This is a genomic window from Micromonospora sp. A202, assembly GCF_006715105.1.
GTDB lineage: Bacteria > Actinomycetota > Actinomycetes > Mycobacteriales > Micromonosporaceae > Micromonospora > Micromonospora zamorensis.
Genome location: NZ_VFMP01000001.1, coordinates 5702005 through 5726579 on the forward strand (window position 1 = coordinate 5702005; position 24575 = coordinate 5726579).

Genomic DNA, 24575 nt, shown 5'->3' on the forward strand with positions numbered 1-24575 from the left:
GGACGCCCGGGCCGGGGGGTGGGGGCAGGGCGGGAGTCAGGTTAGGCGGGACTCTAGGGCGTTCAGGGCTTCGGGGACCGTGGTGGTCACTGTCAGGAGGTTGCGGCCGGCGGGTTTGAGGAAGTTCTGATCGGCCAGGGCGTCGAGCCAGTCCAGCAGGGGGCGGTAGAACCCGTCGGTGTCGATCAGCACCATCGGCTTGGTGTGCAGGGCGAGGGTTGCGGTGGTCCAGACCTCGAACAGCTCGTCCAGGGTGCCCAGCCCGCCGGGCAGGGTGAGGAACGCGTCCGACTTCTCGATCATCAGGGTCTTGCGGCTGTCCATCGAGTCGGTCACCAGCAGCTCGTCCGAGGCCAGGTCGGCGACCTCCAGATCGACCAGCGACTGTGGGATCACCCCGACGGTGCGCCCACCGGCGGATCGGGCACCGTCGGCCAGCGCGCCCATCATGCCGACGCAGCCGCCACCACTGACCAGCGTGTGCCCGCGCCGGGCCAGCTCCGCGCCGGTCTCGGCGGCCAGGTCCAACCAACGCTGGTCGAGGGTGCGGGACGAGGCGCAGAAGACGCAGATCGCCGCCATCAGTTGTCCCGTGGCTGGTCGGCGGCCTGCTCGGCGGCGGCCTGCTGGTCGGCGCCGGTGCGGGCGACGGCCTCGTCACGGACCGCTTCCTGCTCGACGGAGAGCGCGGCCTCCGCCTCGACGATGTGCCGGACCGCGGCGTTGACGTCATCGGTGAGACAGATCAGTTCCAGGTCGACCGGGCCGATCTTGCCGTCGGCGGCCATCGTGTCGCGCATCCAGTCGAGCAGCCCCTGCCAGTACGCGACCCCCATCAGCACGACCGGGAACCGGGTCACCTTGCCGGTCTGCACCAGCGTGAGCGACTCGAACAGCTCGTCCATCGTTCCGAAGCCACCGGGCAGCACGACGAACGCCTGCGCGTACTTCACGAACATGGTCTTGCGGGCGAAGAAGTAGCGGAAGTCGATGGCGAGGTCGACCCACTCGTTGATGCCCTGCTCGAACGGAAGCTCGATGCCGAGCCCGACGGAGAGCCCACCGGCCTCGCTGGCACCGCGGTTGGCGGCCTCCATCACCCCCGGCCCACCCCCGGTGATCACCGCGTAGCCGGCCCGGGCCAGCGCGCCGCCCAACTGCTCGGCCAGCTGGCACTCCGCGCTGTCCGGTCCGCTGCGGGCGGAGCCGAACACGCTGACCGCCGGCGGCAGGTCGGCGAGGGTGTCGAAGCCTTCGACGAACTCGGAGAGGATGCGCAGCGCACGCCAGGCGTCCTTGGTCTTCCAGTCGCCCCGCCCACGTGAATCCAGCAACCGCTGGTCGGCGGTGCTGCTCGGAATCGACCCTCTGCGCAGTGTGACAGCGCCCCGGTGCCGCTCCTGTCCCGGACCGCGACCGGCCTCCCGCCCGTTGTTCTGGCTCATGGGGCAACCGTAGTGGAGCGACACCGGCCGGGTGTGCGGGGCGGGGACGCCGAGAAATAGTTCGGGATCATGGGCAACTATTCGGCTCCCCCGTACGTCTTACTATTCACATACCGGGTATGCCCGGGCGCGCGCCTTCGGGGGAGGAGACAGCGTGATCAGCAACAACGAGATGATCCGGATCCGTCGCCAGATGCAGCGACGGATCCGAGACGTGGTGGCCGAGCGCCGCCGCACCCGCGACCAGGATCCGACCCCCGTCTCCCCCACAACCCCCGCACCACCCGGAGCTGATCAAGAGGTTTGCGTCGCCGACAACGGGCCAGGCTGACGCAAACCTCTTGATCACCGGCAGAGCGCCAGCAGGCGCGAGACGGGGCGGCCGGGTCAGGCTGCTGCCAGCCAGCGGTGCAGGGTTGCCGCGCCGTCGCGGATCTTGCTGATCTCGACGTGCTCGTCGGGGTGGTGGGCGAGATTCGGGTCGCCGGGGCCGAAGTTCAGCGCCGGGATGCCCATGGCCGCGAACCGGGCCACGTCCGTCCAGCCCAGCTTGCCGATCGGCGCGGCACCGACCGCCGCCAGGAACTCCTTCGCCGGGGCCGCCTCCAGCCCGGGGGCAGCGCCCGGCGCGGTGTCGGTCACCACCACCTCGAAGCCGGCGAACACCTCTCGCAGGTGCGCCTCCGCCTCGGCCGGGCTGCGGTCCGGGGCGAACCGGTAGTTGACCTCGACCTCACAGTGGTCGGGGACCACGTTGCCGGCGACCCCACCGTTGATCCGCACCGCGTTCATGCCCTCGCGGTAGTCGCAGCCGTCGATGGTGACCCGCCGCGCCTCGTACGTCTGGAGCCGCCGCAGCACCTCACCAGCGGCGTGGATGGCGTTCACCCCGTGCCAGGAGCGCGCCGAGTGGGCGCGTACACCGGTCGTGGTGACCACCGAGCGCATGGTGCCCTGACAGCCCGCCTCGACGATGCCGTACGTCGGCTCCAGCAGCACCGCGAAGTCCGCCTCCAGCCACTCCGGGAACGCCTGGGCGACGAGGTTGAGCCCGTTGTACCGCGACTCGATCTCCTCGGCCTCATAGAAGAAGTACGTCACGTCGTAGCGCGGGTTGGGCAGCGTCACCGCCAGGTGCAGCGCGTACGCGGTGCCGGACTTCATGTCGGAGGTGCCGCAGCCGTACATCAGGTCGCCACGCATGGTCGACGGGAAGTTGTTGTTCAGGGGCACCGTGTCGAGGTGCCCGGCCAACACGACACGCTGCGACCGACCGAGGTCGGTGCGCGCCATCACCGTGTTGCCGTGTCGGTGGGTGGTCAGGTGCGGTACGCCCCGCAGCACCTCTTCGACACAGTCGGCGATCGCCTTCTCGTTGAGGGACACGGACTCTATGTCGACCAGAGCGCGGGTCAGCTGCACCGGATCGGCGAGGACCTCGGGGGTCAGCGGGTTCTCCATGAATCGCACGGTACCTTCAGGTCTGTCAGCGCGAGGAGCGAGCCGAGGTCAGCTCGGCCGTGACCGAGAGGTGTAACAGTGACGTCCGCAGATTCCGCCTGGGGCATCGGCCTGGCCACGGTCACCGCCGACGAGCAGGTGCTCGACACCTGGTACCCGACCGGCAAGCTGGGCCTGGGTGAGCTGCCGCTGGTCTCCGGCGAGGACAAGGCGGACGTGCTCGACCTGCCGCCGGCCGCGCTCGGTGACCGGTCGCTGCCCGGTCTGCGTACCGTCCAGGTGGTCACCGTGATCGGCTCGCTGGACGACCCGATCAAGGACGCCTCCGACGCGTACCTCCGGTTGCACCTGCTCTCGCACCGCCTGGTGCGACCCAACCAGCTCAACCTCGACGGCATCTTCGGCAAGCTGGCCAACGTGGCCTGGACGTCCGCCGGGCCGTGCCCGCCGGAGCGGGTGGACGAGCTGCGGGTGATCGAGCGCGCGGCCGGCCGGCACCTGTCCGTGTACGGGGTGGACAAGTTCCCCCGGATGACGGACTACGTGGTGCCCTCCGGTGTGCGGATCGCAGACGCCGACCGGGTCCGTCTCGGCGCGCACCTGGCCGCCGGCACCACGGTGATGCACGAGGGCTTCGTCAACTTCAACGCCGGCACCGTGGGCACCTCGATGGTGGAGGGGCGCATCGTGCAGGGCGTGCTGGTCGGCGACGGTTCCGACGTCGGCGGCGGCGCCTCGATCATGGGCACCCTCTCCGGTGGCGGCACCGAGAAGGTGAGCATCGGCGAGCGCAGCCTGATCGGCGCGAACGCCGGTGTCGGCATCTCGCTCGGCGACGACTGCGTGGTCGAGGCGGGCTGCTACATCACCGCCGCGTCGAAGATCACCCTGCCGGACGGCCGGGTGGTCAAGGCCCGGGAGTTGTCCGGCGTCGACGGCCTGTTGTTCTGGCGCAACTCCGTGAACGGCGCGTTGGAGGCCCGGCCGCGCACCGGCCGGGGCATCGAGCTGAACGCCGCCCTGCACGCCAACGACTGACGGACCCGCCGGGTCCGCGGCACTCGGCCGCGGACCCGGACGGGGTACGCCTCAGCGCAACCGGTACGCCTGGATGATCCGTTGGGACACCGTGTTGCCGGCGGTGTCCCGGGCGGTGGCCCGCAGCGACACGTAGCCGGCACCGGCCGGATGCCGCAACACTGCCGACCAGCCGTCGGCCGAGGTGCGGACCAGCTTCGCCTTGCCCCAGGTCTTCCCACCGTCGTAGGAGACGTCGACGGTGAGCTTCTCCACCCGGGCGGTCGGAGCGCCGGGCTGCCGCTGCACCTGGACCGGTACGACGAAGCCCTGCCCGGCCGGAGCGCTGTTGTCGACCCGCAACGGCGGCGCGAAGCGCACCGCCGACAGGGGCAGTCGGGCCGGCGTCTCACCGGCGACGTGCCTCGACCGGAAGGTCCAGCTGGACTCCACCTCGGTGCTCAGGTCGGTGAAGCTCCGCTTCGCCGACGTGACGAGCCGGTAGTCCGCCGCGCCCGGTGGCACGGCGAACTCTCCGGAGCCGGCGTACTCACTCTCACCGACCAGCTTGCCGTTGCGCCACAGCGTGGTGTGCTCGCTGTCGGTCAGCGAGGCGCCCGGGTGCCCGGCCGCGTCGCTGAACATCGGCACGCCGACCAGGATGGTGTCGCCGACCCGGCTGACGCTCTGTTCCGGCCAGCGCGGTTTCGGGAAGGACGGCGAGTACGGCGCCTGGTTCCAGATCTCCTGCACCGTCCGCCCGGCCCGGTAGGCGGTGGGGACGGAGAAGAGCGCCGCCTGCACGTTCAACCAGCCTTCCTCGTCCCGCTTTCCGAAGTCGATCTCGGACTCCCACTGCACACCCTTGGTGTTGTAGTACTCGACCCGCTGGCCGGGCACGGCGGTGGGGAGGATCAGGGCGGAGCCGCCGACGTTGTACTCCAGCACGGGGAACACGATCCGCTCGGCCACCATGCCCGGGTAGTCACCACGGAACCGGTGCACGACGGTGGCCAGGTCCCGTCGGGTGTAGTCGCGGACGAACCCCGTGGGCATCCGGCCGGGGACCGCTTCGGCCAGCGCGTACAGGTACGGGCTGTTGGCCGTTTCCGCCGGGGTCCACTGGCTGCTGACGGTGGCGACGAACTTGTCGGCGGGGACCGGCTTGCCGATCTGACCGCTGGTCAGGCCGGTGAACGTCTCCGCCCAGAGCCCGACGCCGTACCCACTGCCGTCGTCGGCGGTGAAGTTGCCGCTGAGGTCGATCAGTTGCGGGACGGCGGTCCGGTCCGGCACTGTCGTTCGTACCGGCTTGGCCCGGCGAGCGTCCACGACGATGCGGGTGTCCCGCTCGATGGTCAGCACGGGCTGCATCAACAGGGACATCCCGGGCTGCTCATCGTCCGGTCCGGGCTCGAAGACGAGACCGCTCAGGCCGTAGTGGCCCTTGGGCACCCGAACGGTGGCCACCCCGTCGGAACTGACGAGGTTCCAGGAGCCATAGGTGTCCATCCCGAGCAGGAGGGTCCAGTGGTCCGCGGTGCGCGCGCCGGCGCGGTTCAGGTGCTCCACGGTGAGCGTGTAGCTCTCCACCTCCCGGTTCACGGCCAGCGGGGTGACCGCGACCGCCGCACCGGACCGGGCCACGATCCGCCCGGTCCAGTAACCGTCGGCGTCGCCGAGCCGGGTGTCCGTGGTGACGGTCGTGGCGGCAGTGCCGCCCGCCGGCACGGTGAGTTGGTTGGCGCCCAGGACGAACAGGCCGGCCGGTAGCGCGCGGCCGCCGGGGCCGGCGCCCTCGATGCTCAGGTCCACGGTGACCGGGGCCGGACCGTCGTTGCGCCAGGTCACCGTGCGGGTGATCGGGGTGTCGTCACCGTGCGGCCAGAGCGTACGCCCGAACGAGACGCTCACCGGGTCGCTGGTGATCTGTTGGGTGATCGCGTGTGCGACGTCGACCCGCCCGGCACCCTGCTGGTACGCGGTCTGGTCCGGGTGTGGCTTGGCTGCCGCCATCAGGGTGGCCTTGAGCCGGTCGGCCCGCCATCCCGGGTGCTGCTGGGCCAGCAGCGCGGCCGACCCGGCCACGTGCGGGGTGGCCATCGAGGTGCCGGAGAGGGTGACGTAGCGGTCCCCCACCGGGTCGCCGATGACGCCGTTGGCGGACCGCGCGGCGACGATGTCGACGCCCGGCGCCGTGATGTCCGGCTTCAACGCGTCGTCGCCGACTCGCGGCCCTCGGCTGGAGAAGTCGGCCAACTCGTCGTCGCGGTCCACAGCACCCACAGCGAGCCCGGCGTCGGCGCTGGCCGGTGAGCCGACCGAACCGTCCGAGCCGTCGTTGCCGGCGGCGAGGACGAACAGCGTGCCGGTCTGCGCGGTCAGGGTCTGCACGGCCTCCTCGACCGGGTCGACCTCCGGGGTGTCCCAGCCGCTGAGGCTCATGTTGACCACTGCGGCCTTCTTCTCCACTGCGGCCCACTGCATGCCGGCGAGGATCGCCGAGTCGGTGCAGCCCGCGTCCTCACAGACCTTGCCGTCCAGCAGCGTCGCGTCCGGCGCCACACCCCGGTACTTGCCGCCGGAGGCGGCGCCGGTGCCCGCGATGGTCGAGGCCACGTGGGTGCCGTGGCCGACCGTGTCCCGGGCGTCGGCGACCTCGGTGAAGTTGCGCGCCTCGGCCACCTTGCCGGCCAGGTCCGGGTGGGTCGCGTCGACGCCGGTGTCCAGCACCGCGACGGACACTCCCGCGCCGGTGAAACCGGCCGCCCAGGCCGCGGGCGCGCCGATCTGCGGCACGCTGTGGTCGAGGGTCACCCGCCGATGGCCGTCCAGCCAGATCCGCTCGACGCCCCCCGCCGCGTCGAGCCGGGCCTCAGCGGGACCGGTGGTGACCGTCTCCCAGACCGCGTCGAGGGAAGACTTGTCGCTGCTCAGGGCGGCGCCGCCGATCACCGGCAGGTCGCGGGTCACCCTCGTGCCGGGAAGAGCGGCCGTGGCACGCCGGGCGGCGCCCGTCGAGCCGTACGCCACCAGCAGCGGCAGGGTCTTGCGGTGGGCGTCGTCGTAACCCGCCTCGACCAGGCCGGTGACGTCGAAGAGTCGCCGGTCCACCCGGCCCGAACGCAGCAACGGCAGCGCGTCCGTCGGTGTCACAGTGAGTCGACCGCGCTCGCGCCGAACCAGGAACTGCACGTCCTCGCGGCCGGGACCGCGCCGGACCGAGGCGCCCGAGGCGGTGACGGTGACCCGGTCACCGGTGATCAGCGTGACGGTGACCGAGCGGTTGGCGGTGGGTCCACCCGGAGTGGACTGTTGGTCGGTGCCACCCGGTGGGGCGGGCACGGCGGCTGCGGCTGAGACGGGAGCCGGCGCGGAGAGCGCAAGCGTGAACACGAGGCCGAGGGCGGCCAATCTTCTTCCCTGGTGCAACGGATCCTCCTCGTCAAGCGTCTTGATGGATGAGAGTCACATTGACAACCCAGAATTGCATACTGGGTATGCAGAATGAAGTCCTAAAAATGACGGACCCGCCACGAGCCGACGAACCGGGCCGGCATGATCGGGCGGTGACCTCCATGAAGGACAAGATGCTCGCTGGCGATCCATACATCGCTGACGATCCCGAGATCATCGCCGACCTGGACCGCGCCGCCCGACTGATGGAACGCTTCAACACCAGTCCCGCGGCCGATCCACAGGCCCGGATCGCGGCACTGGGTGAACTCCTCGGCGAACTGGGCGAGGACACCTGGATCCGCCCGCCGTTCTACTGCGACTACGGCTGGCAGACCCGCATCGGGCCCCGCAGCTTCGTCAACTACCAGTGCGTCTTCCTCGACGTCGCACCGATCACCATCGGTGCCGACGTCCAGATCGGACCGAACGTCCAACTGCTGACCCCGACGCATCCGGTCGAGCCCGGTCCGCGACGGGACAAGTGGGAGGCCGCCAAGCCGATCACCATCGGCGACAACGTGTGGCTCGGCGGTGGTGCGACCGTGCTGGCCGGCGTGACGATCGGCGCGAACACCGTCGTCGGCGCGGGCGCGGTGGTCACCCGGGACCTACCGGCCAACGTGGTCGCGGTCGGCAACCCGGCCCGGCCAGTCCGCGAACTGGACTGACTGCGGCGGCCCTCGACGGGCCGGTCAAGCCGAGTCCGGCCCGGACGCTCAGGCCGCGCCGACCGGTCAGGCCGCCGGGGGCTCCGACAGGCGGACCACCAGATCGGCCCGGTCGGCGGTGGGGATGATGAGGGCCGCGTTCGACTCGTCGCTGCCCAACGCCCAGGCCCGCGCCTGCTCCGGTGATCGACCGTACGCCTCGTGCCGGGCCGTCAACCGGCGCTGGCGCAGCTCGGCGTCCAGGTCCAGGAACCACGCCTCGTGCAGCAGCGGCCGGATCTCCTGCCACGGGTAGTCCGGCAGGAGCAGGTAGTTGCCCTCGGTCACCACCAGCCGCACCGACGGCGGCACCTCGATCGCCCCGGCCACCGGTTCCTCCAGCTCACGCCGGAACTCCGGCGCGTAGACCGAGGTCGGCTCCAGGCGGTGTAACCGGCGCAGCATCGAGACGTACCCGTTGGCGTCGAAGGTGTCCGCCGCGCCCTTGCGGTCGGCGCGACCCAGCCGGTCCAGCTGCGACTGGGCCAGGTGGAAGCCGTCCATCGGCACCAGGCGGGCGGTCGGCCCGACCTCGCGCACGATCAACTCGGCCAGCGTGGACTTCCCGGCACCCGGTGCCCCGGCAATGCCGAGCAGTTGCCGTGGGCCCGCCTCGGCCAGCACCAACGCCCGTCCCACCAGATCGTCGACGGACAGCACCTCGGCCGGCGGCATCAGTCGAGAACCGGATCGCTGATGGTGAACCGTGCCTGCACCGCCGCCTGCACGGTCTGCGGCTGCGGGTCCAGCTCAAGCTCCGGCGGGCCACCACCCGCGCCGCCACCCCCGGCGAACGCCGCCCGGGCGAACATCGGCCGGTCGGCCGGGCCGGTGTCGGACAGCTCGATCAGAGCGGTGACCCGGGCGCCGAGCGCCTCCGCGTACTCCCGGGCCCGCAGCAGAGCGTCGCGGATCGCGGCGTGTCGCGCCTCGCGGTGCACGAGGCTGTCCGGACGAAGCTCCCACCAGGGACCGCTCACCGAGACCTGGTCCTGGTCGGCCAGCCGGAGCATCAGCTCACCGAGGGCGGTGAAGTCGGTGACCGTGACCGTCGTGGTGACGCTGCCAAGCCATCCCACCACACGCTCGCCGGAGCGCTTGGTCTGCGGCCGGACCCACAGGTCCCCGGTCTCCCGCCGGGCCACCGCCGGCTCGGAACCGTCCAACAGCACCCGGACGGCGGCGGCCCGCTCGGCGAGCTGCGTCAACGTCGCCTCCCGGTCCCGACCACGGGCCGTCACCGTGACCGCGAACCGGGCGAGCTCGGGCGGCACCTCCCGGGTCACCTCCCCGCGCACCTGCACCACCGGGCCGTCCATCGCCATGCCTGTCAGCCTAGTCAGCCACGGGAAGCCACGCGGTGTAGGAAACCGTCCCGGAGCCGACCTGACACCCGGTCAGGTGCCCGCCGACGTCGCCCAACCCGCGCAGCCAGGTCACCTCGACGTCGTGGTCGCCGTCGACAGCGAACTCCCGGGTCTGACCGGCCAACCGCCGACCCGACAGCGCCGACCGGGCCGCTCTCGCCTCCGCGTACCGGGCGATGAGCGCTGGCGCGTCGTCGGCCCGCAGGGCAGCGGCCAGCCCGTCCAGGAAGGCGCGGACCTCGTCCAACTCGTGCAGGACCCGGTCGCGGTTGCCGAGCAGCATGTTCGCGGTCCGCTCCGCCGGTGTGCCGGCGACCCGCGTGCCGTCGGAGAAACTGCCCGCCGCCAGCGTGAGCACCGCGTCGCGCAGCGGCGCCCGCTGCGTCGCCCCGGCCAGCGCGCCGGCCAGCAGGTGCGGCACGTGCGAGGCGAGCGCGGCCGCCGAGTCGTGCGCCGACGCGGACATCGGCACGACCCGGGCCTCGAACAGCTCCACCAGCAGCCCGGTCAGCCAGCGGAAGGCGTCGGTCGCGGTGCCCGGCGCCGGGCAGAGCACCCAGGCGGCACCCGCCAGCAGGGTCGGCGAGGCGGCGGTCAGACCGGCGGACTCCGCACCGGCCATCGGATGCCCGGGGACGAACCGGTCGGTGAGCCCGAGTCGGTCGGCCGCCGCGGCCACCGCGACCTTGGTGCTGCCGACGTCGGTGAGCACACAGCCGGGCGCGGTCAGCTCGGCCACCAGGGCCAGGGTGCCCGCAAGAGTGGGCAACGGGCCGCAGAGGAACACCACGTCCCGCCCGGCCACGGCCTGCTCGATGGTGGCCGGGGCGACCACTCCCCGGTCCTGGGCCCGCTCCCGGGTAGTCGGGTCGGGATCCCATCCGACGACGTCCAGGCCGGCCTCGGCCAGGCGTAACAGCGCCGAGCCGCCGATCAGGCCAGTACCGATCACCGCCGCCCGCACCCCGGCGTACCGCCCGGTCGTGCCGTCGGTCATCGCCGGCCGCCCGGGGTCAGGCCCGCAGCCGGCCGGCGACCGCCGCGACATGCTCGTCGGACTCGGTCAGCGCAACGCGGACGTGCTGCCCGGCGGTGGGGCCGTAGAAGATGCCGGCGGCGACCAGGATGCCCCGCCGAGCCAGCCAGTCGACCGTGTCCCAGCAGTCCTCACCTCGGCTGAGCCAGAGGTAGAGACCCGCCTCGGAATGCTCGACGGTGAACCCGGCACCGGTGAACGCGGCCGCGAGCACCTCTCGCCGGGCGCGGTAGCGCTCCCGCTGCTCGTCGGCGTGTCGCTCGTCCTCCAGTGCCGCCACCATCGCCGCCTGCACGGGTGCGGGCACGATCATGCCGGCGTGCTTGCGGACCTTCAGCAGCTCCGCGACGAGCGCCGGGTCACCGGCGACGAAACCGGCCCGGTAGCCGGCCAGGTTGGAACGCTTGGACAGCGAGTGCACAGCGAGCACCCCGGCGTAACTGCCGCCGCTGACCTGCGGGGACAGCACCGAGACAGGCTCGGCCGACCAGCCCAGCGGCAGGTAGCACTCGTCGCTGGCGACCACCGCGCCGCGTTCCCGCGCCCAGTCGACCACCTTCTTGAGGTGCGCCGCGGGCAGCACCCGGCCGGTCGGGTTGCCGGGCGAGTTGACCCAGACCAACCGGACCCGCGAGGTCGGCCCGACCGAGGTGAGCGAGTCGGTACGAACAACGGTGGCACCGGCCAGCCGGGCCCCGTCCTCGTAGGTGGGGTACGCGATCGACGGCACCACCACCACGTCACCCGGGCCGATGCCGAGCAGGGTGGGCAGCCAGGCGACCAGCTCCTTCGAGCCGATGGTCGGCAGCACGCCGAGACCGTCGACGCCGGCGCCACAGGCTCGGGACACCCACGCCGCGATGGCGGCCCGCAGTGCCGGCGTGCCGGCGGTCAGCGGGTAACCGGGAGCGTCGGACGCGTCAGCCAACGCCCGCCGGATCACCTCGGGCACCGGGTCGACCGGCGTACCCATGGAGAGGTTGATCAGGCCCTCCGGATGCGCCGCGGCCAGGGTGGCCGCGGCGTCCAGGGTGTCCCAGGTGAACTCGGGCAGCCGCGACGAGACCGGCGCGTGCCGGTTCAGTGGCCCTCGCCGCGCGGCGGCTGCGCGGCGACGAAGGTGGCGTCCTTCTCCACCTTGCCGATCTTCGAGGCACCACCGGGCGAGCCCAGCTCCTCGAAGAACTCGTAGTTGGCGCCGGTGTAGTCCTTCCACTGCTCCGGGACGTCGTCCTCGTAGAAGATCGCCTCCACGGGGCAGACGGGCTCACAGGCACCACAGTCGACGCACTCGTCGGGGTGGATGTAGAGCATCCGATTGCCCTCGTAAATGCAGTCGACCGGGCACTCCTCGATGCATGCCTTGTCGAGCACATCCACGCACGGCTCGGCGATGATGTAGGTCACCGGTCTTCTCCTCCGCAAGACACGTCGCGATCTCCCGCGACGGTAAGAGCCTAGTATCTCGCCGGGGAGGGGGTCGATCGTGCTCCGACAGCAGGATGTGGGACACCGGATCGTGGTTCGCCGGATTGTGGGGATTCGCGAAGGTCGGCCGCTATTCTCCGATGCTCTCGGCGAGCTGGTGGAGCTGAGCGAGACTCATCTCACGCTGGCCACGGCGCACGGCCCGCTGCGAGTCCCGGTGACACAGGTCCACCGCGCCAAGCGGGTGCCACCGACCCGTCGGCCGACCGCGGCAGCAGTGGTGGCGCTGGAACGCGCCGCCGACGAGGCCTGGCCGGCACCGACGCGGGGCCGCATCGGTGACTGGCTGCTCCGCTCGGCGGACGGCTGGACCGGACGAGCCAACTCCGCGCTGCCGATCGGCGACCCGGACCGCCCGTTGGCCGCCGCCGTGGACGAGGTCGAGCGCTGGTACGCAGAGCAGGGCCAACCCGCGATGATCAACACGCCGCTCCCACTCGCCGCACCGGTGGGCACCGAGCTGGACGCCCGTGGCTGGACCGCCCGCCCGCCGACACTGGTGCAGACCGCGCCACTCCCCCTGCCTGCGCCGTCGTCCGTCGACACCCCACCCGCTGCCGGGCGCGTCGACCTGGCCGGCGGACAGGCCAGCGCCGCTGGCGGGCAGGCCGGCGCGGCTGGTGGCCAGGCTGGCGCCGCTGGTGGGCAGGCCGGCGCCGCTGGCGGGCAGGCCGGCCGGTGGGAAAGTGTGGTCGTTGAGCTGGCCACCGCGCCGAGCGAGGGGTGGCTGGCCGTGGCCGCCGGCCGCAAGGGCGGCCTGCCGGACGCCGCCCGGCACGTGCTCACCGCCGTGGACCAGGTCCGCTTCGCCCACGGGCACGTCGACGGCACGCTGGTGGCGGTCGGCCGGGCCACGGTGACCGGCCAGGGGCGCTGGTTGGGCCTCAGCCTGATCGAGGTGTCACCGGAGGCCCGCCGGCAGGGGTTGGCCCGCCAGGTGATCGACGAGCTGGCCGCCTGGGGCGTGTCCGCCGGTGCGACGCGCGCGTTCCTCCAGGTCGAGCAGCACAACACCGCGGCGGTCGCGCTCTACCAGCGGCTCGGCTTCGTCACTCACCACACCTACCTGACCCGGGTCGCCCCGCACTGAGCCCAACCACCCCTGGCGGCTCGACAGACTCGCCCATCGACTCGGCCTTGCTGATCCACTCGGCTTTCAGGAAGTCGCGGCATCCACACGCCCCGGACACCGCGACTTCACGAAACGCGAGTCGATCACGGCCCCGGACACCGCGATTTCACGGAACCCGAGTCGATCAAGGCGCGCACACCGGACCGGCCTGGCAGGCGGACACCTGCCCGGCCGTACGCCTGACTGATCGACCGGCTGTCAGGCGGCGCGTGGCGGCAGGGTCAGCGGCGTACGACGCGGCGGGGCTTCGCGGCCTTGACCTCGGCGTACCGCTTGAGCTGTTGCGAGCGGTAGTCACGTCCGAGTGCGGTGAGCAGCAGGTAACCGACCAGCACCCCGGCGCCCGCAGCGAGCAGGTAGAGCCAGATCTGGGCGAAGAACGTCGCCGCACCGCCCGCGAACGGGTTGTGACCGACCAGCAGGGGCCCGACCAGCACGGTCAACAGCATCGCGACCAGTACGACGAGGGCCATGTCGGCTCCCCAGCCCGCCAGTGGCCGACGACGAGCCCAGCGGAAGGCGACCACGGCCAGGATCAGCCCGATCACCGCGAACATCGCCAGTGACACCCGGTCGGCTGCGGTGTCGTCACCCTCGAAACCGAACCGGATGATCAGTCGGGCGACCACGTTGACCGCGAACAGTGCTGCAACGAGCACCCCGACGTCACGCCACCGTCTGTCCATCGCAGGACCTCCTGCCGTACGCCCCGTCGCGGGGCCCGCATCTCTGGCAGGAATATTTACCACCCCTACCTGGGTGGCGTCATCAGCCGCCGAGCGTGTGTGGCGGGGCGAGGATCTGCCGGAAGCCCATCACCGCGAAGGTCATGGCACCGGCGACGATCATCGCCAGGCCGACCCAGTTGTCGCCGGACAGCAGGAGGTCGCCTTCGGTGGTCCGGATGGCGCCCACCGCCATCAACGCGAACCACGGCACCGCCGGCAGTGCGACAGCCCACCTGCGGCCCACCGCCTCGTACGCGAACCAGCTCAGCACGATGTTGGCGCCGACCGCGAGAACGGCCGACACGCCGATCAGCTGCCCACCGACGCGGACCGTGGCGAGCAGCAGCTCCAGCACCCCGGTCACCACTCCGGCGATCACCACGACGATCGCGCCGACCAGCCGCAGGCCCAGGTCCAGCAGTCGCGGCGGCGGCCCCGCCGGAGGCGGGGTGTCCTGATCGTCCACGACCGTCATCGACGCGGCGGGCACTGTCACCGGAGACCAGCCGCCGCGACCGGAGACCGGTCCGGGGCGGTCTCCTCGGGCAGCCCGGCGAAGAGGTCGTCCTCCCAGCCGTACGGCCCGGCGCCCGGGCCCTTCTCGCCGACGGCGAGGGTGAAGAACTCCACGCCCATGAACTCGCCGCCGAAGTTGCCGGCGATCGAGTAGAGCCACGAGTTGGCCGGGATCTGGGTGGCGTGCGCCCGCATCGCGGTTTCCTTGGCCAGGTGCTGGTCGGTGCCGTCGATGCGGGCGGCGATCTGGGCGTCCGGGGTGCCGAAGGGCAGGTCGGCGATGTCCTCGATGCCGCCGAACGGGTTGTCGGCGGACTCGGCGAAGTGAGCCATGCCGGCCTCCAGCACGCTGAGCGGCATGGCCGTCCAGTAGACCTTGAGCGGGGCGCAGCCCTCGGCGGCGGCCAGCTCGACGGCACGCATCGCCACCCGGTGCGCCTGGATGTGGTCGGGGTGGCCGTAGAAGCCGTTCGGGTCGTACGTGACCAGCACCTGCGGGCGTACCTCTCGCATGATCTCCACAAGATGCCCGGCGGCCTCGTCGAGGTCGGCCTGCCAGAAGGCGCGGGGGTGGTCATTGGTCGCGAGCCCCATCATCCCGGAGTCGCGGTAGCGGCCGGCGCCGCCGAGGAAGCGGTGGTCGCTGACGCCGAGCGCGGCGCACGCGGCGGCCAGCTCGGCGATCCGGTACCCGCCGAGCTGGTCGGCCTCGGCGGCGGCGAGCTGGGCCAGCGCGGGCACGTGGATCTCGCCCTCCTCGCCGAGGGTGCAGGTCACCAGCGTGACGTGCGCGCCGTTCGCGACGTAGTGGGCCATCGTCGAGCCGGTGCCGATCGACTCGTCGTCGGGGTGCGCGTGGACCAGCAGCAGGCGGCGGTCGGGCAGCATCGTCACGACGGTCACTCTAACCGGCGTTCTGCTCCGGCCGACGTGGACGCGTCCGCCCAGGTCGGCCACATCACCTCCGGTCCGGCTCTACGATTTGGTCTGTGGACTTTCCGGAGCTGGCCGCCCGCACACGCCGGTTCAGCCACGGCGCGCCACGCGCTGTCTCCGTGGCTGACGACGGCTCCCGAGTGATCTTTCTGCGCTCCGCGGGGCCGGAGGACCCAGCGGACGCGCTCTGGCTGCTGGACGTGGCCACCGCCGAGGAGCGCCTGGTCGCCGACCCGGCAACGCTGCTCGGCGAGGGCGGGGACGTCCGGTCACTCTCCCCCGGTGAGCGCGCGCTACGGGAGCGGCTGCGGCTGAGCGCCGCGGGCATCGGCTCGTACGCGTTGGACGCCCCCGGTCGGGTCGCTGTCTTCGCGCTGGCGGGGCGGCTGTTCCGGGCCGATCTGGTGCACGGCGACGTGGTCGAGGTGGCCACCGTCGGCCCGGTGCTCGACCCCCGTCCGGACCCGACCGGGCAACGGCTGGCGTACGTGACCGACGCGGCCGAGGGTGTCCGCCGGGGTGAGCTGCGGGTGATCGAGGCCGACGGCACCGACACCCTGCTGGCCGGTGAGGACGCCGGGGTGAGCTGGGGCCTGGCCGAGCACATCGCGGCGGAGGAGTTCGGCCGGTACCGGGGCTACTGGTGGGCGCCGGACGGGCGCATGGTGCTCGCCGCCCGGGTCGACGAGTCCCGCCTGGAACGCTGGCACCTGCACGACCCGGCCCAGCCGGCCAGTCCGCCGACCGCCGTCGCGTACCCCCGGGCTGGTGGGCCGAACGCCGAGGTCAGCCTGCACCTGCTGGACCTGGACGACGGCTGGGTCGACGTGCACTGGGACCGGGAGACTTACCCGTACCTGACCGCCGTCAGCTGGGCCGAGGGCAGCCCGTTGATCACGGTGCTGCGCCGCTCGCAGCAGCACGGGCTGGTCCTGGCGGTGGACCCGCGCACCGGCGAGACGCAGGTGCACGCGGAGCTGGCCGACCCGCGCTGGGTGGAGCCGATCGCCGGCACCCCGGCGCACCTGCCGGACGGCCGGGTGCTGGTTGGCGGGGAGTTGGCACACGACGGGTACGACGCACGGTGCCTGTTCGCCGACGGCACCCTGCTCACCCCGCCGTCGCTGTACGTACGGCGGGTGGTGGGTCGGCTGGCTGCGGCCAGCGGCCCGGCGGACCTGCTGGTGGAGGCGAGCGACGGCGAGCCGAGCGAGCGGCACCTGTTCCGGGTCCGCACCACCATCGGCGGTGGGGTGGACGCGCGTCGGCTCACCACCGACTCGGGCTGGTACACGGCCGCCGTGAGCGGGGACGTGCTGGCGATCGGTGTCGCGTCGCTGGACCATGCCGGGGTGCGCTGGACGGTGCGTCGCGGCGGTCAGGAGATCGCTGAGCTGCGGTCGTTCGCCGCGACTCCCCCGTACTCTCCGCTGCCGTTGCTGGAACGGGTGACCGACCGGCGGCTGCCGGCGGCGGTCCTCTACCCGGACAACCACGTGACGGGCCGGCGGCTGCCGGTGCTGCTGGACATCTACGGCGGCCCAGGGCACCAGGAGGTCGTGGCGGCGCGGGCCGCGTGGTTGGAGCGGCAGTGGTGGGCCGACGCCGGGTTCGCGGTGGTCACCATCGACAACCGGGGTACGCCGGGAGTGGCCCCGTCGTTCGAGAAGGCGATCCACCGTCGGGTGGCCGACGTGATCCTGACCGACCAGATCGACGCGCTGACCGCACTCGCCGGCAAGCACCCCGACCTGGACCTGGATCGGGTGGGGGTGCGGGGCTGGTCGTTCGGCGGGTGGCTGGCCGGGTTGGCGGTGCTGCGCCACCCGGAACTGTTCAAATGCGGCATCGCGGGCGCCCCGGTGACCGACTGGGCGCTCTACGACACCGCGTACACCGAGCGTTATCTGGGGTTGCCGGAGGACGGCACGGACGTCTACGCGCACCATTCGCTGGTCGAGATGGCCGCCGAACCGGTCACCGGCCCGGACCAGGCCCGCCCGTTGCTGCTGGTGCACGGTCTGGCCGATGACAACGTGGTGGCGGCGCACACGCTGCGGCTCTCCGCGGCCCTGCTGAGCGCCGGCCGCCCGCACGCCGTGCTGCCGTTGACCGGTGCCACGCACATGGCCGCGAACGGCACCGCCGAGCGTCTGCTGCCTCTGGAGCTGGACTTCCTCCGCACCCACCTGCTGTGAACGCCTTGATCACCAACGCTCCGTGAAGGCAGGAATCGGGAAGGGTGCGGCGTCGGGTCGGACGTGCTCATCGAACCGGTCGGGGTCCTAGCACTCCCCGCCGGCTGAGGTTCGACTGAAATAGCCACCGTGTTCGACAGCTCGAACGGCGGCCGTCGCAGCAGGAGAGAATTGGTCGAGAAGGCCGCCGCCCTCGCAGGTCCATTCGCGCAGGCACGACCATTGGAGACGCCTTCCGGTTCTTGGCTGCCGAGCGTAGGGAATCTAGGCCTACGCCCAGCGGCGGAGAACGGAAGCAGTCCCCTTCCGACAGCGCTGCCGGAAGGGGACCAACCTGCCCGATCTTGAATCCGCGGACGTTACAACGCGGACAGCGGTCAGCTCTTGGGGCTAGGGCCGAAACGGTTCGCGCCGTGCGTGCTGTCCGACACAAAGAACACGATGAGGACGATGGCGCCCACGAGCGGCACCAGGCCGATCAGCACCCACCATCCCGTCCGGTCGGTGTCGTGCAGGCGTCGCACCGCGACCGCCAGCGTCGGCAGCAGCAGCGCCAGGTTGACAACGAGACCGATAAAACCGGTCGTGGAGCCGTTCTCGAAGGTCAGTCCCAACGCGCTGTCCAGGATGGCCGCGACGATGCCGACAATGACTGCGAACAAGGCGAACCACCAGTACTCAGACCGGCGGGCGCGGCCCGTGAAGCCGACGTACTGACTAAAGACGGACTTGACTGCGGCAATGAAGGACACAACTATCTCCGGTCGATCGAGGGGTTCTCAAGGTCATCGCGAAGGCAGCCAAGCAGGTCGATGAGTCGGGGTCAATGGCCAAGCAGCCAAAGCGCAGTGGCCGCAGCGCCCACAATCGGTCCGACCAATGAGGCAAGCGCTACCAGCAAGCGAGGACACCACCGGGTACGGCGACGAAAAGGAAGCGCCGTGACGTCGACGGCAGCTCGCCCGCGACGGTGAACGCCTCGTATCGGTCGTCCGGCTCGACGAGGAGGACCGCATCGCCGGTGAAAGTCAGGTTCAGCGGACCGCCCTTGCAGATTTCGGCGCCGGTGACCTTTGCTTGGTAATGGTCGAGCAATGGTGCCAGAGCCCAGCAGCCACTTGCCACTGCGCCCGGTCAGCCCAGAAATTCGACGTGGGCGTGGGCCGTCTGGCGGGCCGTCGAGGTGCCATTCACGGCCCGGCCCCTAGCCGTCGCCAGCGACAATCTGGCGGGCCCTGCGCCAGCTGCGACAGCGCCCTGCCCGCGCGTTCAGGGGCGCGCGTCGAATTCAACCCGGGCGTCGAAGACGCGGTCCATGTGCGTCTCCGCCCAGTTCTTGATCGCGATCATGACCGGGAACAGCTCATGGCCGAGCGGGGTGAGCGCGTAGTCGACGCGGACCGGCACCGAGGCCGTGACAGTGCGGGTGACCAGGCCGTCGCGTTCCAGGGTGCGCAGGGTCTGGGTGAGCATCTTCTGGCTGACGCCGGCGATGCGGCGGGCGAGCTCGCCGTGCCGCTGCGGACCGTCGACGAGCGCTGGGATCACCAACGCGACCCACTTGTCGGTGAGCCTGCTCAACAGTTCACGGGTGGGGCACTGTTCCAGGAACGCGTCGTAGTCGCGTTTGGCCTGCTCACGACGTTGCTCCGCACTCGTCGTCGCCATGCCGCCTCCTCTGGGTGCCCTAGGCACTTCACGGTACCTACTTACTGACAGTGCCGATGATTCGTACGGTCGTGGTGATCACGAAATCCCACGAAGGAGTCGGCGATGCGCGCAGTCAGCTATGCAGAGTTCGGAGGGCCGGAGGTCCTGCACGTGGCCGAGGTGCCGGTGCCCGAGCCCGGGCCGGGGCAGGTCCGGGTGCGGGTCGCGGCGTCGGTCGTCCATCCGGTCGATCTGATGGTCCGCTCCGGTCGGTTCCCGGCCCCGTTGCCGACCGGTCTGCCGTACACGCCCGGCTGGGACGTTGCCGGCAGCGTCGACGCGGTCGGCCCGTCGGTCGAGGAGTTCAGGATCGACGACGAGGTCATCGGCTTCTCGCCGTGGCTGCAAACCACTGTCGGCGCCCACGCGGAGTACGTACTCCTCGACGCCGCCTGGCTGACCTCCGCGCCCGCCGGCGTCCCCGCGACCGAATCGGCGACCCTGCCGACCAATGGCCTCGCCGCCGCCCAGGCCCTCGACCTGCTCGCGCTCCCCGCGGGTTCGACAGTGCTCGTCACCGGTGCCGCCGGGCAGGTCGGTGGGTTCGTCCTGGCGCTGGCCCGGGCGACCGGTCTGCACGCCACGGGACTCGCCGGACCCGACGACCGCGATTTCATCGAGTCGCTGGGCGCGGCGTTCCTGTCGCGCGACGACGATCCGACGGGGACGTTCGACGCGGTCATCGACCTGGCGGTGATCGGCTCCTCGCTGCTGGACCTCGTCCGGGACAGCGGCGGTTACGTGGCCGCGTCACCCCCACTTCGCCCGGAGCCGGTGCGGGGAATCCGGACCTTCGCGCTGGAGGTGCTACCGGACGGATCCCGGCTGGGCGAGCTGGTCAAACTAGTCACCAGCGGCGACATCCCGCTCCGGGTAGCTGGCGTGTACCCCTTCGCCGACGCGGCGGCCGCCCATGACCGGCTGGCCCGAGGTGGCGTACGCGGCGGCGTGGTGCTCGTTCCGTGATTGGCGCAATGCCGTAGGTTAACCGCCCTTTTCACAGCACCCCGAGGCCGATGGCGAGCTGGGTGATCGTCGGTGGGGCGTCCGGGTCGCGGGCGGCCTGGGCAACCACGTCCCGGACGGCTGGCCGCTCGCGGATCTCGGCGGGTGCGAGGCGTTCGGCACGCAACAGGACCCGGGCCGCATTGGCGGGGTCGTCCGTCTGGAGGTAGGCGCGCGCCGCGTCGATCAGGTGCGCGGCGCGGTGCTCGACCGGCAGCCCTCGCCACCCCTCCCACCCGATCGCCTTCTCGTGTCGGGCGACCGCCTGCGGCCCGTCACCCACCTCCACCGCGGCGGCGACCCGCGCCAGCTCGACGGCCGTCGGACCGAACGCCGTCCGGTGATGGTCGTGGCCGTCGCCCACCTGAGCGGCCAGCTCGGCGGCCTCGTCCAGCAGCTCACCGACCACCCTGTCGTCACCGGCCCTGGCCGCGATCAGAGCGGCCTGCACGAGCAGCGATCCACGCAGCGACAATTCCTCCGGTTTGCCAGGAGCAATCTGGGAAGCGGCGGCCAGCAGCACCGGCCCTGCCCGCGCCGACGCGCGCAGCACCTGACCCAACTGCACCGCCGCGCAGGCCAGCAGCACCGGGTCACCGGCAGCGGCGGACATCGCCCGATCAGCAGCCAACCAGGCGAGGCTCCCCTCGTCCAGCTTGACCAGCAGCGCAGCCGTCACCCGATATGCCTCCACCACCGCTGCCCGAGCAGCCACCGGGTCCTGTGTGTGGGCGCGATGAACCTCGGTCACCAACGTGGGCAGCAGCTCGACCAGACGCGGGTACCGCGCGTGCTGGTAGGTCATCCACGCGTGCCGCACCTCCCGAGCCAACCGATCGGGCGACATCACCTCCCGGTCCGTCGGGCGACCAAAAGCCATTTCGTACGCCGACAGCGCCGCCCGAATCCGGGCGACGCCCCCGCGCTGCTCGGCCACCCCAACAGGCTGGACATCACGACCGAGCAGCGCAGAGACGTCGACCCTCAGCACCGCCGCGATGTCCCGGATGGTCGACACCCGTTCCAGGGAACGGACCCCACGCTCGACCTTGTCCACCCAGCTCTTCGACTTGCCCAACCGATCGGCGAACGACTGCTGCGACAACCTTCGCCGCACCCGTAGGTATGCCACGCGTCGACCGATCGGCACCGGGTCACCGCCCATCGCGCCACCGCCGATCCGGCAACGCCCGAGTCGTCTCCTGCGCCGGTATCCGCTCCGCCTCGGCCTGCGCGAGCAACCGGCGCTTGGCTTCTTCCCGTTCGGCGGCGTCGATCTGCTCGCCACGGTTGACCGGCTCTTCGTCAGAACTGGGCATCATCACCTCCGCTGCTGGGCGCATCGGCAGGCTCGGCCGTCGCGTGCCGTCCACAATGACGCCTTGTTGTCTCCGGGCGCGACGGCACAGCCTCCGGCATACCGGGCACATTAGGGGCGACATTAAGACGACACATCGCTATTGTGGCCAACATGAATGCCCCGAACACCGCCCTCCGCGCGGTCCGCACCGGGATGCGCATGAGCCAGGACGACTTCGCCCGCGCGCTCCAGGCGGCTGGCCGCCGCGTCGGTGAGCCCAACGACGCCAACAAGAGACTCGTCCAACGCTGGGAATCCGGCGGGATCGCCGCACCGCGGCCGGTGTACGCCCGTGCCCTGGAGGTCGTCACCGGCCTGCCGGTCTCGCTGCTCGGCTTCGCCGCGATACCCAATGGCCAGGTCGTCGATGACCAACACGGCGGGCACGACCTGGCCTCACCCATGTCCAGCCTGGCCACGCCAACGCCAAAGCCACTCGCTGTTCAGGGGTCGTACGAGGGCGTCTGGCTCAGCAGATACCAATTCCACTCCAGCAGCCGGGGAGATTCGTTCGCCGGGCAGCACTTCGTGGTCGTACTCCAGCACGGTGACCGGCTGACTGTGCGCAGCCTGCCCGGCTCGGCGGCATCGTCGCTGTCGATGGATCTAACCCTGGACGGTGCCGTGGTCACCGGCACGTGGGTGGAGCAGACCGATCCCGCCGGCTACTACCGGGGAGCCCGATACCACGGCGCAATCCAACTACTTGTCGAACCCACCGGCCGACGGATGGCCGGGAAGTGGGTCGGGTTCGGCAAGGACATGGACGTCAACACCGGCCCCTGGGAGCTGACCTTCCGGGATGCTTCCACGTCCAAGGCGACGCTCGACCGGTACAACACGTCGCCCGACGAAAGCGCTTCGGGGCAGTCAGATGAGGGCTGGGGTCGCTAGGGTGCCGTCGATGGCGTGCCGGCTATTCCCGGACGCGGTCCTCGGCACGCCCCACGTGACATCCACCGATTCGAAGGAAGCCCGGCATGAGTAGCCCACGCGAAACCTTCCTCCGGCTGGTGAACGGTGTCTGCGCCGGTCCGTACGAAGGCCTGGCTGACCTATATGCCGAACAGACCCATGTCACGCATCCGTTCCACCCGCTCAACCCGCCTCCGCTGCGCAGCCGCGCTGAGCTGCACGAGCACTTCACCGCGCCCCCTCCGGTCGCCCGGACGCTGAACCGTAAGCCGGTAGACGTGACGATTCATGAAACGGCCGACCCGGAGGTGATTGTCGCCGAGTTCGCCTATCAGGGGCGGGTCAACGAGACAGGCGAGGCGTTCACGGTGCCGTGTGTCTTCGTGATGCGCATCCGCGACGGGCTCATCATCGAGTCGCGCGACTACATCGACCACATCTCCACTGCGCGGGCCTGGGGTCAACTCGACAGTCTGCTGACCGCGCTTCGTCCGCGGCAAAGCACCACAATCGAAGGCGCAGCCCAGCCCTGATCCACGGCCGACTACGGCGTCCAGTCGCGCCGCAGCAGACCGTAGATCACCATGTCTTTGAAGCCGTCGCCATCGTACTCGCGCTCCCGCTGGGTGCCTTCGTGCGTGAAGCCGCAGGTCTCCGCGGTCCGCCGCATGGCGGTGTTGCTGGCCAGCGTCTCCAGTTCCAGACGGCGGAGGTTGCGGTTGCGGAAACCGTACCGGCAGAGCAGTTGGATCACCTCGGTCCCGTACCCCTGGCCACGCGCCTCGGGTAGCAGCGAGATGCCGAGGTGGGCGTACTGGTTGAACGCGTTGATCCCCCACAGCGAGCCGCCACCGAGGAACGTGCCGTCGGCCGTGGTTTCGGCCAACAGCGACACCTCGGCCTGGCCGTCGGGCGGCTCGGTGACCTGCTTCTCCAGTCGGGCCCGGACCTGGCCGACGTGGCGCGGCAGGAACGGCTCGCCGTCTGTGATCAGGTGCAGCTCGGGATCGCCGTAGAGGCGGAGCATGTTCGGCGCGTCGTCGGGCGTGGGCGGGCGCAGTCGGATCCGGTCGGTGGCGAACATGCCGCGACGCTAACAGCCGGCCTGGAGATCCACGACCGGATAAGCGTCGTCGCGCAGGTCGCTGAGGGTGGCGGCGAGCCGGGCCGCGAGGCCGCGTCGGCCAGCGTGAGTTCCGCGATCAGCGCGGCCGCGGTGAGGGCACGCGTCAGCTCGGCTTCGTCGAGCGCGCGTAGCAGTACAACTGATCTTGCTTGAGCTGCGAGGCCCTCGGCGGCCCCCGGCCCCCGGCGCGAGGCCAGAGCGAGAGCCGACGACCTCCGACAGTGGTAGCACAAGTGCTACAGTAGGGCGTATGCATGAAGTCGGGTTGCGGGAGATGCGGCAGAACGCCAGCGATCTGGTGCGCAGGGCGCAAGCGGGTGAACGCGTGACGATCACTGTCGCCGGCCGACCGGCAGCCGTACTCGGCCCGGTCAGTCCTCGAACCTGGCGCGAATGGGACGATCTCGCCGGCGTGTTTGACCAACCCACCGACCCAGGATGGGCAGCCGATCGGGACCTCCTCGACGATGCCGTCACCGATCCGTGGGTTGAGCGGTGAGCCGCGGGATCCTCGACACCAGCGTCCTCATCGCTACCGACGTGACCCCGATTCCGGGTGAATTGGCCATCAGCGTCGCCAGCCTCGCCGAACTTCAGTTCGGTGTCCTGGTCGCGAAGACCGCCGAGGCGAGAGCCCTCCGTCTGGCGCGGTTGAGCGCGATCCAACGCCGATTTGATCCGCTTCCCATCGACGATGCCATCACCGACAGCTACGCGCGACTGGCTGCCCGCGTCGTCGAGATCGGCCGTCAGCCACGAGCCAGGGTGATGGACCTGCTCATCGCCGCAACCGCGCATGCTCATGACGCCGCCATCTACACCCGCAATGCCGATGACCTCGCCGGTCTCGAAGACCTCATCACGATCCATTCAATCTGACAGCGTCCCGCCGATCTGGCCAGATGAAACGGCAGGGCCGCACCAAGTGACCCGTCCGGCAGAAACAGAAAGTCCCCTCCCCGACGGCGT

The 24575-nt window shown here is 70.9% G+C and carries 27 protein-coding genes; 9 read left to right on the forward strand and 18 right to left on the reverse strand.

Features of this window, described 5'->3' with window-relative positions:
• Positions 1-36: 36 nt before the first annotated feature.
• The 3 genes from FBZ33_RS26305 to dapE all read right to left on the reverse strand — a co-directional run bounded on the left by FBZ33_RS26305 (position 37) and on the right by dapE (position 2906).
• Positions 37-582: a TIGR00730 family Rossman fold protein gene (locus FBZ33_RS26305; protein WP_088950067.1), complete on the reverse strand. Its 546-nt coding sequence runs from the start codon at positions 580-582 to the stop codon at positions 37-39.
• Positions 582-1445, reverse strand: a complete 864-nt coding sequence (locus FBZ33_RS26310) for a TIGR00730 family Rossman fold protein (protein ID WP_099848436.1) — start codon at positions 1443-1445, stop codon at positions 582-584. The genes FBZ33_RS26305 and FBZ33_RS26310 overlap by 1 nt, the downstream gene beginning before the upstream one ends.
• A 387-nt stretch (positions 1446-1832) precedes the next feature.
• Positions 1833-2906 carry a succinyl-diaminopimelate desuccinylase gene (gene dapE, locus FBZ33_RS26315; RefSeq protein ID WP_141911047.1) on the reverse strand — a complete coding sequence of 358 codons (1074 nt, stop codon included), beginning with the start codon at positions 2904-2906 and terminating at the stop codon, positions 1833-1835.
• 78 nt (positions 2907-2984) lie between these two features.
• Between dapE and dapD the strand changes: the two genes are divergently transcribed.
• Positions 2985-3944, forward strand: coding sequence for a 2,3,4,5-tetrahydropyridine-2,6-dicarboxylate N-succinyltransferase (gene dapD, locus FBZ33_RS26320; RefSeq protein WP_141911048.1), 960 nt, complete (start codon positions 2985-2987; stop codon positions 3942-3944).
• 51 nt (positions 3945-3995) lie between these two features.
• Here dapD and FBZ33_RS26325 read toward each other — a convergent pair whose 3' ends face one another.
• Positions 3996-7355: a S8 family serine peptidase gene (locus tag FBZ33_RS26325; protein ID WP_141911049.1), complete on the reverse strand. Its 3360-nt coding sequence runs from the start codon at positions 7353-7355 to the stop codon at positions 3996-3998.
• 137 nt (positions 7356-7492) lie between these two features.
• Between FBZ33_RS26325 and FBZ33_RS26330 the strand changes: the two genes are divergently transcribed.
• Positions 7493-8050: a sugar O-acetyltransferase gene (locus tag FBZ33_RS26330; RefSeq protein WP_141911050.1), complete on the forward strand. Its 558-nt coding sequence runs from the start codon at positions 7493-7495 to the stop codon at positions 8048-8050.
• Positions 8051-8116: 66 nt separating this feature from the next.
• On the opposite strand, the gene FBZ33_RS26335 is transcribed toward FBZ33_RS26330, so the two are convergent.
• Genes FBZ33_RS26335 through fdxA form a run of 5 tightly spaced genes read right to left on the reverse strand, consistent with a single transcriptional unit; the run spans position 8117 to position 11899 of the window.
• A complete protein-coding gene (locus FBZ33_RS26335; protein ID WP_141911051.1) occupies positions 8117-8764 on the reverse strand; it encodes a nucleoside/nucleotide kinase family protein in 648 nt (215 codons plus the stop codon).
• Positions 8764-9414 carry an SIMPL domain-containing protein gene (locus FBZ33_RS26340; RefSeq protein WP_141911052.1) on the reverse strand — a complete coding sequence of 217 codons (651 nt, stop codon included), beginning with the start codon at positions 9412-9414 and terminating at the stop codon, positions 8764-8766. The genes FBZ33_RS26335 and FBZ33_RS26340 overlap by 1 nt, the downstream gene beginning before the upstream one ends.
• Before the next feature lie 10 nt (positions 9415-9424).
• Positions 9425-10453 carry a prephenate dehydrogenase/arogenate dehydrogenase family protein gene (locus FBZ33_RS26345; RefSeq protein WP_141911053.1) on the reverse strand — a complete coding sequence of 343 codons (1029 nt, stop codon included), beginning with the start codon at positions 10451-10453 and terminating at the stop codon, positions 9425-9427.
• Positions 10454-10469: 16 nt separating this feature from the next.
• On the reverse strand, positions 10470-11576 hold the full coding sequence (dapC, locus tag FBZ33_RS26350; RefSeq protein ID WP_141912961.1) for a succinyldiaminopimelate transaminase: 1107 nt from the start codon (positions 11574-11576) through the stop codon (positions 10470-10472).
• On the reverse strand, positions 11573-11899 hold the full coding sequence (fdxA, locus tag FBZ33_RS26355; RefSeq protein ID WP_091422126.1) for a ferredoxin: 327 nt from the start codon (positions 11897-11899) through the stop codon (positions 11573-11575). Before fdxA ends, dapC begins: the two co-directional genes overlap by 4 nt.
• A 79-nt stretch (positions 11900-11978) precedes the next feature.
• On the opposite strand from fdxA, the gene FBZ33_RS26360 reads away from it, so the two are divergent.
• Entirely contained in the window at positions 11979-13070 is a 1092-nt protein-coding gene (locus FBZ33_RS26360; RefSeq protein ID WP_141911054.1) for an N-acetyltransferase, read from the forward strand.
• A 263-nt stretch (positions 13071-13333) separates the two neighbouring features.
• Here FBZ33_RS26360 and FBZ33_RS26365 read toward each other — a convergent pair whose 3' ends face one another.
• From FBZ33_RS26365 to mshB, 3 genes are all read right to left on the reverse strand, one after another.
• Positions 13334-13798, reverse strand: coding sequence for a hypothetical protein (locus FBZ33_RS26365; RefSeq protein WP_099848448.1), 465 nt, complete (start codon positions 13796-13798; stop codon positions 13334-13336).
• Positions 13799-13880: 82 nt separating this feature from the next.
• Positions 13881-14315: a hypothetical protein gene (locus FBZ33_RS26370; RefSeq protein WP_141911055.1), complete on the reverse strand. Its 435-nt coding sequence runs from the start codon at positions 14313-14315 to the stop codon at positions 13881-13883.
• 17 nt (positions 14316-14332) lie between these two features.
• Positions 14333-15259, reverse strand: coding sequence for an N-acetyl-1-D-myo-inositol-2-amino-2-deoxy-alpha-D-glucopyranoside deacetylase (gene mshB / locus FBZ33_RS26375; protein ID WP_088950075.1), 927 nt, complete (start codon positions 15257-15259; stop codon positions 14333-14335).
• A gap of 86 nt (positions 15260-15345) precedes the next feature.
• Here mshB and FBZ33_RS26380 point away from each other — a divergent pair, with 86 nt between their 5' ends.
• On the forward strand, positions 15346-17490 hold the full coding sequence (locus FBZ33_RS26380; RefSeq protein WP_141911056.1) for a prolyl oligopeptidase family serine peptidase: 2145 nt from the start codon (positions 15346-15348) through the stop codon (positions 17488-17490).
• A 377-nt stretch (positions 17491-17867) separates the two neighbouring features.
• Here the strand turns inward: FBZ33_RS26380 and FBZ33_RS26385 are convergent, their stop codons facing one another.
• From FBZ33_RS26385 to FBZ33_RS26395, 3 genes are all read right to left on the reverse strand, one after another.
• A complete protein-coding gene (locus FBZ33_RS26385; RefSeq protein ID WP_141911057.1) occupies positions 17868-18242 on the reverse strand; it encodes a DUF805 domain-containing protein in 375 nt (124 codons plus the stop codon).
• A 139-nt stretch (positions 18243-18381) separates the two neighbouring features.
• Positions 18382-18585, reverse strand: a complete 204-nt coding sequence (locus FBZ33_RS26390) for a DUF6188 family protein (protein WP_141911058.1) — start codon at positions 18583-18585, stop codon at positions 18382-18384.
• A gap of 174 nt (positions 18586-18759) precedes the next feature.
• Entirely contained in the window at positions 18760-19158 is a 399-nt protein-coding gene (locus FBZ33_RS26395; protein ID WP_141911059.1) for a helix-turn-helix domain-containing protein, read from the reverse strand.
• 105 nt (positions 19159-19263) lie between these two features.
• Here FBZ33_RS26395 and FBZ33_RS26400 point away from each other — a divergent pair, with 105 nt between their 5' ends.
• The gene (locus FBZ33_RS26400; RefSeq protein WP_141911060.1) at positions 19264-20166 is read left to right on the forward strand and encodes an NADP-dependent oxidoreductase; all 903 of its coding nucleotides are present in this window, start codon (positions 19264-19266) and stop codon (positions 20164-20166) included.
• 31 nt (positions 20167-20197) lie between these two features.
• On the opposite strand, the gene FBZ33_RS26405 is transcribed toward FBZ33_RS26400, so the two are convergent.
• On the reverse strand, positions 20198-21370 hold the full coding sequence (locus FBZ33_RS26405) for a helix-turn-helix domain-containing protein (RefSeq protein WP_255509047.1): 1173 nt from the start codon (positions 21368-21370) through the stop codon (positions 20198-20200).
• The gene (locus FBZ33_RS26410; protein ID WP_185755551.1) at positions 21360-21524 is read right to left on the reverse strand and encodes a hypothetical protein; all 165 of its coding nucleotides are present in this window, start codon (positions 21522-21524) and stop codon (positions 21360-21362) included. Before FBZ33_RS26410 ends, FBZ33_RS26405 begins: the two co-directional genes overlap by 11 nt.
• A gap of 152 nt (positions 21525-21676) precedes the next feature.
• On the opposite strand from FBZ33_RS26410, the gene FBZ33_RS26415 reads away from it, so the two are divergent.
• Positions 21677-22459 carry a helix-turn-helix domain-containing protein gene (locus FBZ33_RS26415; RefSeq protein ID WP_370453047.1) on the forward strand — a complete coding sequence of 261 codons (783 nt, stop codon included), beginning with the start codon at positions 21677-21679 and terminating at the stop codon, positions 22457-22459.
• 86 nt (positions 22460-22545) lie between these two features.
• The gene (locus tag FBZ33_RS26420; protein WP_141911063.1) at positions 22546-23013 is read left to right on the forward strand and encodes a nuclear transport factor 2 family protein; all 468 of its coding nucleotides are present in this window, start codon (positions 22546-22548) and stop codon (positions 23011-23013) included.
• A gap of 11 nt (positions 23014-23024) precedes the next feature.
• Here FBZ33_RS26420 and FBZ33_RS26425 read toward each other — a convergent pair whose 3' ends face one another.
• Positions 23025-23564 carry a GNAT family N-acetyltransferase gene (locus FBZ33_RS26425; protein WP_141911064.1) on the reverse strand — a complete coding sequence of 180 codons (540 nt, stop codon included), beginning with the start codon at positions 23562-23564 and terminating at the stop codon, positions 23025-23027.
• 292 nt (positions 23565-23856) lie between these two features.
• On the opposite strand from FBZ33_RS26425, the gene FBZ33_RS26435 reads away from it, so the two are divergent.
• Both FBZ33_RS26435 and FBZ33_RS26440 read left to right on the forward strand, forming a co-directional pair.
• On the forward strand, positions 23857-24105 hold the full coding sequence (locus FBZ33_RS26435) for a type II toxin-antitoxin system Phd/YefM family antitoxin (RefSeq protein ID WP_141911066.1): 249 nt from the start codon (positions 23857-23859) through the stop codon (positions 24103-24105).
• On the forward strand, positions 24102-24485 hold the full coding sequence (locus FBZ33_RS26440; protein ID WP_141911067.1) for a PIN domain-containing protein: 384 nt from the start codon (positions 24102-24104) through the stop codon (positions 24483-24485). Before FBZ33_RS26435 ends, FBZ33_RS26440 begins: the two co-directional genes overlap by 4 nt.
• Positions 24486-24575 lie beyond the last annotated feature (90 nt).